This is a genomic window from Okeania sp., from assembly GCF_983059655.1.
Map to the genome: position 1 here is coordinate 1 of NZ_CEZPJD010000320.1, position 8,742 is coordinate 8,742.

At 39.2% G+C, this 8,742-nt stretch carries 8 protein-coding genes; 4 read left to right on the plus strand and 4 right to left on the minus strand.

Annotation, left to right across the window (positions count from 1 at the left end; genetic code table 11):
• Nucleotides 1-11 precede the first annotated feature (11 nt).
• Entirely contained in the window at nucleotides 12-848 is an 837-nt protein-coding gene (locus tag AC3DU7_RS17890; protein WP_488040670.1) for a sulfurtransferase, read from the minus strand.
• Between the two features lie 256 nt (nucleotides 849-1,104).
• On the opposite strand from AC3DU7_RS17890, the gene AC3DU7_RS17895 reads away from it, so the two are divergent.
• The 3 genes from AC3DU7_RS17895 (at nucleotide 1,105) to AC3DU7_RS17905 (ending at nucleotide 4,874) form a co-directional block, all read left to right on the plus strand.
• Nucleotides 1,105-1,806 (plus strand): helix-turn-helix transcriptional regulator, encoded by a 702-nt coding sequence (locus AC3DU7_RS17895; protein ID WP_488040671.1) that lies wholly within the window; start codon nucleotides 1,105-1,107, stop codon nucleotides 1,804-1,806.
• Nucleotides 1,807-1,953: 147 nt separating this feature from the next.
• A complete protein-coding gene (gene proS, locus AC3DU7_RS17900; protein ID WP_488040672.1) occupies nucleotides 1,954-3,759 on the plus strand; it encodes a proline--tRNA ligase in 1,806 nt (601 codons plus the stop codon).
• A gap of 425 nt (nucleotides 3,760-4,184) precedes the next feature.
• Nucleotides 4,185-4,874, plus strand: a complete 690-nt coding sequence (locus AC3DU7_RS17905; RefSeq protein WP_488040673.1) for a GerMN domain-containing protein — start codon at nucleotides 4,185-4,187, stop codon at nucleotides 4,872-4,874.
• 83 nt (nucleotides 4,875-4,957) lie between these two features.
• Here AC3DU7_RS17905 and AC3DU7_RS17910 read toward each other — a convergent pair whose 3' ends face one another.
• The 3 genes from AC3DU7_RS17910 to efp form a co-directional block, all read right to left on the minus strand.
• Nucleotides 4,958-5,323 (minus strand): cupin domain-containing protein, encoded by a 366-nt coding sequence (locus AC3DU7_RS17910; protein WP_488040674.1) that lies wholly within the window; start codon nucleotides 5,321-5,323, stop codon nucleotides 4,958-4,960.
• 14 nt (nucleotides 5,324-5,337) lie between these two features.
• A complete protein-coding gene (accB, locus tag AC3DU7_RS17915) occupies nucleotides 5,338-5,835 on the minus strand; it encodes an acetyl-CoA carboxylase biotin carboxyl carrier protein (protein ID WP_488040675.1) in 498 nt (165 codons plus the stop codon).
• A gap of 659 nt (nucleotides 5,836-6,494) precedes the next feature.
• Nucleotides 6,495-7,055, minus strand: a complete 561-nt coding sequence (gene efp, locus AC3DU7_RS17920; RefSeq protein ID WP_488040676.1) for an elongation factor P — start codon at nucleotides 7,053-7,055, stop codon at nucleotides 6,495-6,497.
• Between the two features lie 520 nt (nucleotides 7,056-7,575).
• Between efp and AC3DU7_RS17925 the strand changes: the two genes are divergently transcribed.
• Nucleotides 7,576-8,715 (plus strand): peptidylprolyl isomerase, encoded by a 1,140-nt coding sequence (locus AC3DU7_RS17925; protein ID WP_488040677.1) that lies wholly within the window; start codon nucleotides 7,576-7,578, stop codon nucleotides 8,713-8,715.
• Nucleotides 8,716-8,742 lie beyond the last annotated feature (27 nt).

The window sequence follows — 8,742 nt, forward strand, 5'->3', positions numbered from 1 at the left end:
ATGATATTACTCTATTTTTCAATCGGCACATTAGGCAAGCGACTCCACTCATTCCACGAACCATCATAGTTCCGAACCTTGGGATAACCGAGTAAATACTTCAAAACAAACCAGATGTAGCCCGATCGCCCACCAACTGCACAGTAGGGAAACACTTCCCGATCGAAGGTAATACCATGATTATTGTAGAGCATCTGTAACTCATCAAATGATTTAAAAGTTCCATCTTCATTGACTGTGAGTATATGTTCAACATGAATAGAGCTGGGAATATGTCCTGCACGTTCGGAACCTTCTGGTGGCTTCATTAAAAAGTGTTCACCTTGGTACTCTTGAATGGTACGAACATCTAGTATAACTGTGTCGGGACGACCAATTGATAAGTGAACTTCCTCATGTAATACTCGTAGACTTTTATCAATTGGTTTTGCCCTGTATTCAGTCGGAGCGAAGTTAGATAATTCTGTTGTAACTGGACGATCTTCTGACATCCACTTTTGATGTCCGCCGTTCAAAATTCTTATATCTTGATGTCCAAACAATTTTAATAACCAAAAGATAAAACCTCCTATTCCAGGATCGCTGCCATAGGGAACAATAGTCGTCTCATTGGTAATGCCAGATTGCGAAAGTAGCTTCTCTATAGCAGTTACCTCAAAATTTATCTGGAGATTCGTCAGCAGCAGGTCATTAATGTTCCACAAAACTGCACCTGGAATATGAGCATGAGTATTCTTGTTTGGTTGTGGACTTGTCTCAACCTCCACTATACGGACTTTAGAATCATTGAGATGTTCAGCCAGCCATTGTGTATCAATTAGAACTTCAGGATGAGCATAATTAGTCATTGGTTTCTCCTATTAACAATCCTGAATCCAGATTAAAATTGACCACTTATGTGCGTATAGACCTCGATCGGGTACACTTTATAGCGCTACGCGCAAGTCAGAAGTTAGAAGTCAGAAGTCAGAAGTCAGAAGTAATCCCTGACCTAGTTTGAGTGTTTATAATTGCCCTAATCTATTCACTTAGTGCTATACAGGAAAAACTATGAGTTTTTGTTCAATATATATCTATATATATAGTTTCTTTGCATAAGTGCTTATGGGAATTTCTTTGTCAGCTTTATTCCAAGCGATCGCTCAAGCAGAGGATGAACAAGAGCTAAGGCAACCAATTGTGGCCAAAATTGGCAATTATTTTGCTGCCAAACGCTGGGGACTAACTTTTTTAGACCAGCTTCCTGCTATTGATGAACATACCCCAAACATGATTAAACTAGCTTTGTCCCTAGACTATAATCCTGTTTTGTGGTATGTGGTTAAACGCCATACTGCTGTCCATGACGAAGTAATGTTACCTCCTGGAGTTTGGCAGAGGATTTGTCCTCGCAAGGATCATGGACACGTTATGCTCGGTCCAATTGTGAGTGATGGTCAACTTGTGGGTGGCATTGCCTTTACGCGTTATCGTTATGACCAAGCTTTTAATGCAGATAATCTGGCTGATCTAAATGCGCTTTGTCTCCATCTTTCTACAAAACTAGCGGTACTGCGCTCGAAACCTTTTGTCTTTCGGATGAATTGCTCCAACATAACCCCACGGGAAGCACAAATTGCAGAATTGGTCGCCAGAGGGTTGACTAATGCAAAGATTGGAGCAACTTTGTGGATTACAGAAAATTCAGTAAAACAAGCTTTGAAAAGGATATTTCGTAAACTAGAAGTTTCTTCAAGAGCTGAAATGGTGGCAAAACTTTGCTTAAGAGAGAGTAGGGAAGAAGGAAGAGAAAATATACCTGAGTAGTATGTATGCAGGGAACAGGCAAAAGTAGAAAAAACATTTCCCTGCCTAAGTTTCATTATCAGCATAAGTCCTAACTAACTCGTTCTTTGCTATACCAAATATCCTAAACTAATCTGAAATAATCATTATTTTTACTAAGGAGCAACCATGCGACTATCTCAAATGTTATTAGTCACTCTCCGAGACGACCCCGCAGAAGCAGAAATTCCTAGCCACAAACTCCTCATCCGTGCTGGATATATTCGTCGCATCGGCAGTGGTCTCTATGCATATCTCCCTCTAATGTTGCGGGTGCTGAATAAAGTCTCCAAAATAGTCCGTGAAGAAATGGATGCTACTGGTGCCCAAGAATGTCTGCTTCCTCAACTTCAACCCGCAGACCTGTGGCAAGAGTCTGGTCGTTGGGATACTTATACTCAGGCTGAAGGTATTATGTTTTCTCTAATTGACCGTCAAAATCGGGAATTAGGATTAGGCCCAACCCATGAAGAGGTAATAACTACTGTTGCTAAAGATATGATTCGCTCCTATCGGCAGCTACCTCTACATCTCTATCAACTACAAACTAAGTTCCGGGATGAAATTCGCCCCAGATTTGGGTTAATGCGAGGCCGGGAATTTATTATGAAGGATGGGTATTCTTTCCATACTGACAAGGAAAGTCTCAAAAAGACTTATCAAGATATGGATAAGGCTTATAGAAATATGTTACGTCGCAGTGGATTAGAATTTCGTGCTGTCGATGCTGACTCTGGGGCTATTGGTGGGTCTGGGTCTCAAGAATTTATGGTTTTGGCTGATGCTGGTGAGGATGAAATTCTATATACCGAAGATGGTAAGTATGCAGCAAATGTGGAAAAGGCTGTTTCTATGCCACTTGATGGGGAAGATTCACCTTTTGAGAGTTATGAAAAATTGGAAACTCCTGGCACAGAGACTATTGAAAAGCTGTGCCAGGTTCTCAAATGTTCTCCTACTAATATAGTGAAAAATGTTTTATACCAGGCAGTTTATGACAGTGGGATGACTGTTTTGGTTTTGGTGAATATTCGAGGAGACCAAGATGTTAATGATGTGAAGTTATCTAATGAGTTAACTAAGTTGGCTGGAAATTATGGGGCAAAAACTGTTTTGGCTTTGACTGTGCCAGATGTGGAGGCTCAGAAGAAATGGGCAGCTAAATCTTTACCTTTGGGTTATATTGCTCCAGATTTGTCTGATGATTATATTACTTCTAGTAAGGAGGTAAGTTCTAAATTCTTACGAATGGTAGACCAGACCGCTGTAAATTTGACAAATTTCGCAACAGGTAGTAACGAATCTGGTTATCACGTTGTAGGTGCAAATTGGGGCCAGGAATTTCAATTGCCAAAACTGGTGGTAGATGTACGAAAAGCTCAAAAAGGCGATCGCTCTATCCATGACCCCAGTCAAACCCTAGAAACTGCTAGAGGTATTGAGGTAGGCCATATCTTTCAGTTAGGGACGAAATATTCTGAAGCTATGGGGGCAACTTATACAAATGAACAGGGCGAGGAAGTGCCTTTACTGATGGGATGTTATGGTGTGGGCGTGTCTCGTTTGGCCCAAGCAGCAGTGGAACAGTCTTATGACAAAGATGGGATTATTTGGCCTGTAGCGATCGCTCCTTATCATGTGGTTATTTGTATTCCTAATATTAAGGATGCTAAACAAATGGAAGTAGCAGAAAATCTCTATCAAGAATTAAATGAAGCTGGAATAGAGACTATTTTGGATGACCGAGATGAGCGGGCGGGTGTTAAATTCAAAGATGCAGATTTAATTGGAATTCCTTATCGAATAGTTACTGGGCGATCGCTCAAGTCAGGGAAAGTTGAATTTGTAGAAAGAGCTAATCATCAATCTCAGGAAATACCTGTAGTGGAGGTGTTATCTACTATTAAAGATTTGATTGAGAAAGCATTAAAATGATTCCCTAAAGGTCTCAAGTTCCCTATGAAAATTTAATTTTTGTCTTATTAAGTATTGCTGTTTTCTTACTAATAAGTTTCAGCAATGGTTTTCAGGTACGACGTTTCAGTGCATTTATTTTTTTCTGTCTAGGATTTGTTTAAATGTGGGGAGTATGGAAAGTTTGGGGAGTATGGAAAGTTTGGGAAGACATTAAAAAATATATATCTTCACCATTACTATTCAGGACAACCTAAAAGCTTAAAACTTAGACAAAGCAATATTTTTCCTTCTTCCTTCTTTCTTCCTTGTTGTACAGAGAAAATGTTTTTCCCACTGTTCCCTGTTCCCTGCAATACAATAGAATTATTAAACATAACCTCAGAAAACACTTAACCTTAGCTCCTCACTGCCATTATGCCTAATTCTCAAGGAGAGTTCTCACAATGAAAGATCAAAATCAAACTAATAATTTATCTCTCGGTATCGTGGCCAGTGTTTGTGCATTGGCAGTGGCGGTAGGTGGTGGCATCGCCTTATGGACAAATTTACAATCAACCACCACAAAAACTTCTGATAATTCTCAGACTTTTACAACTCCCTCAACTCCAAAGTCGCCTGATGAGACTTTGCCACCCCCACCTCCTGCTAAAGTTGAATCTCCAGACTCTGTTCCTTTATATGTGCCTCAACCCAAAGCAGTTACAGAAAAAACTGTAGAACTTTATTGGGTTAAAGATGCTACTGGAGAAATTGATTTAGTTTCTTCTACAGTAAAATTAGAAACAGCAGACGAACCAGAAGCTGTCTTAAAAGCTGCTTTCGATCGCTTGCTCGTCGGCCCAGCAAATACTGATGTTTTTAGTGCTATTCCCACAGGCACAAAAGTTCAAGCACTTACTGTTGAAAATAATGGAGTATACATCGATTTATCTGAAGAATTTACTTCTGGAGGTGGTAGTGCTTCGATGATGAGTCGCTTGGGACAAGTTATCTATACTGCCTCTAGTTTAGAAGCAGATGTAAAAGTGTGGATTTTTGTGGGTGGTAAACCTTTAAAAATGCTTGGGGGTGAAGGTTTAGAAGTATCTCAGCCCATTACTCGCAATAATTTTCAACAAGAATTCCAATTTTAGATATCTCAATATTATTTTAGGGGCGGTTTTAAAGTAAACAGATAATTCAAAGCCGCTCCTAGCAAAGTCAAATTTTTCAGTATCTACTCAGAATCACGATTTACAGTATGAGGGGAAAAAGCAGGCAAACAAATAGCAATATATTCTGCTCCCTCAGCACCAGGTGTACTGTATTTTACCCATTCTCCCTTACGAGCTATTACTGCTTGGCCAGGATTAACTTCTAACTTACCGCCTTCAAACTCAACACATAGTTTTCCCTTAAGTACCAGAGTAAATTCATCAAATTCTGGCCTTTGACCTGGTTCCATCCACCCACTGGGAGAGTGCATTTGAGCAATACTTATAGCATCTGTTTGACTATTGACACGACCAATATATTCATCAATTTGCTTAGGTTTATTGCCCGCAGGTTCAATTCGAGTAGGTTTTTCAATCAATTCTGGCATGATTTTTATACGCTCTAGTTGGGATTAACTAACATTAAAGGCTGATTATATTCTACGGGTTGCCCATTTTCGATTAAAATTTCCACTATTTGTCCAGATACCTCTGCTTCAATCTCATTCATCACTTTCATCGCCTCAATAATACAAACTATTTGGCCAGTAGTAATTCGATCACCCACTTCCACAAATGAAGGTTCATCAGGAGCAGGAGCGCGGTAAAAAGTGCCCACAACTGGAGATAAAATTTCTTCAAATTTGCTAGAGGCCGTAGGAGGTGTTCCTGGAGTCGTAGGAACAGTTTTGGTCGCCGTTGTGTCTAATGGGGCAGCAACAGGAGAAACAAATTCGGAAACATCAGTCCGCTCAGAAGAAGGTAATGGGGGGCGATCGCTAAATGAAGTTCCTTTACGTACTGTTAATTCTAAATCTCCACTTTTTAAAGTCAACTCCGAAATATTAGTTTCGTCTATTGCTGTTAGTAGTTCTCGCAGTTGATGTAAATCTAATTGCACTGTTTTTATATCCTCACTTAATCGCCGTTAAACTCAATTAATTTTGCATAAAAAGAAGAGTTTATTACTGTTTTAGTATAGATGTAGAAGTGTTAAATTCAAAGCAATATTTTTTTTACTGGCAGAAGTTAGCTTGAGATGTAAGTTCTAACATGATTACTAATTATTAATCGAAGAATGTAGCAGTTTAGAGAAAAATACAGGATACTTATTGGCTACTATAGATACTGAATTAGACTTAGTTAATAAAAGCAAAATACCAATAAATTATCCTTTTATCTCTGTTATTGCAGTCGAAGAAAAGGGCGCTGACAGATTGAGAACTTCAAATTCAGAAAAAGTAAGATTTTTCTTTCTTCCTTCTTCCTTCTGCTATATGGTCCTCTTCACTACATCTTAATAACCTGTTAAAAGGGGCTTTGTGCGACGATAATTCAGCACATTTATTCACCCCCGTAAAGAGACCTAAGAGCTGATTTATCAACTTAACTAAAACCCTTATTTTACCTAACTCTCAGGGATTTAAGTGTTATCGATATAAACTCCCAAAACCCTTGTATTACAAGGTATTCAGCCTCTTGATATATACTTTATAAATCAGCTCTCAGAATTACACAGTCAATACATAACTTCACTTCTACAATAAATCTAGTTTTATTCTACGATTCTCTACCCAAGTAAGAATCATTTCGAGTATCTATCTTAATCCGTTCTCCCTTAGATATAAATAAAGGAACCATAATTTGAGCACCTGTTTCGACAATAGCAGGTTTACTACCACCAGTAGCAGTATCTCCTTTAACACCTGGATCGGTTTCAGTTACTTCTAAAGTTACTGAGTTGGGCAGTTCAACTTCTATTACTTGTTCGCCCCACTTAATAACATTAACCTCCATACCTTCGCTGAGATACTTAACACGCTCGCCAATTTGCTCTGAACTTAGATTGGCCTCTTCATAGGTTTCCATATCCATAAACACAAATTGGTCAGCATCCTTATAAGTATGCTGCATCAGCCTTTTGTCCAAAGTAGCTTGAGGTACTGTTTCTCCAGCTCTAAATGTTCGTTCTACAACACTACCAGTCTGTGCATTTTTGAGCTTTGTTCGGACAAAAGCAGAACCCTTACCTGGTTTAACGTGCAGAAATTCTACTACCCGCCAAACCGAACCATCCAATTCAATAGTCACACCGGGGCGAAAATCATTACTAGAAATCATATAACAACGTGATTGCGGTTTTTAATTAAATTATCAGATTAGAACTTAACATGAGACATCGTACAACACTACTCTATAAATATTTGAAGGAGTTTCTTCGTTAGGAGCAAAGATTCGAGAGTTGAAATAATGGTTGAATATTGTGGGAATAGAAAGCAATTGTTATAAAAGGGGACTTACGCAAAAATAAAGTACTAGTTAAACAAACGATACTTAAGCAATGGCAAAACCCAATCGGTATATTGATAACCGCAAGTCCCAAAGAACTTATGACTTATGACTTGGTTAAGACTGTGGACAGCCATGTAATATTAGTAAGGGATTGACATGCTCCCGACGTTGAATCAATAGATAAAACACGGGTTCCTAACCATCACGGGTTAGGGCTTTCTGCTTCAATGCACCCGCCTTCCGGGATTTACTCCCTTCAGGTCTTACAATTGATTAGCATTCCCATAAGACAACATAGCGTAGCTATGGTGCGGGTCTTCTGCTAACATTTTGATAAAAATTCATAGGTATGCGAAATCTACACAATTCCGTAATTAACATTTGTAAACGCTTGCTGAAAACTAGCATCCTAGCACTATTACTTTTCACTTTGTCTGTTGGTCTTAGTGCTGCTTGGTGGGACTTTGGCGGTGATACAACAATTCGTGAAAGTCGTTTGCCCCAAGGCGATCCGATTACTGATGGTAAGGCATTATTAAGGTATGCTCTACCAATAGACAATGAACCAGTGCGTAAAATACAAAGGAGTCTGGAGGACATTGCTAATAGACTGCGAGGTAAGCGTTGGTCTTCTGTTAGTAGTGATATTTCTGCTGCATCTAGGGTTCTTAATATTAGTAAGCCTAAGTTATTAGCTGGTGTTTCTGAGTCTAAACAATCTGAGGCAGAGGCCATAATTGAACAACTTGAGCAGGGCATTGTTAATATTCGAGAAGTTGCTGAAGCTAAAGATGGGGAACAAGTATTGGAGCAACGGGCACAACTACTGGCATTAGTTGGTCAGCTTGAAAAGTTGATGCTAGAAGGATTTCCGTTTGAGGTTCCTTCAGAGTTTGCTAATTTACCTCAACTGAAAGGTCGCGCTACTATCGAGATGGAAACGGAAAAGGGTTCTTTGACTTTGGTTGTTGATGGTTATAGTGCCCCTGTTACTGCTGGCAATTTTGTAGATTTAGTTCAGAGGGGCTTTTACGATGGCCTGGAGTTTATTCGCTCAGAACAATCTTATGTTTTACAAACTGGAGATCCTCCTGGCCCAGAAGTTGGTTTTATTGACCCTGATAATGGTGAGTACCGTAATATCCCACTGGAAATTTTGGTCAAGGGAGATGAGGAACCAGTATATAGTTTTACTTTAGAGGAAATTGGTCGTTTTCGGGAACAACCTGTTTTGCCTTTTTCTGCTTATGGTACAGTGGCAATGGCTCGTCCTGAATCTGAAAATGATGGTGGTTCTTCTCAATTTTTCTTTTTCTTATTCCAACCAGAATTAACCCCTGCAGGAATAAATTTACTGGATGGTCGTTATACGGTTTTTGGTTATGTGGTGGAAGGGAAAAAGATTTTGGAAAAATTAGGTAAAGGAGACAAAATTATTTCTGCTAAAGTAGTTGCTGGATTGGAAAATCTTGTCGAACCTGAAGCTTAAAATAATTGGGTAAAATTTAGCCTAAAA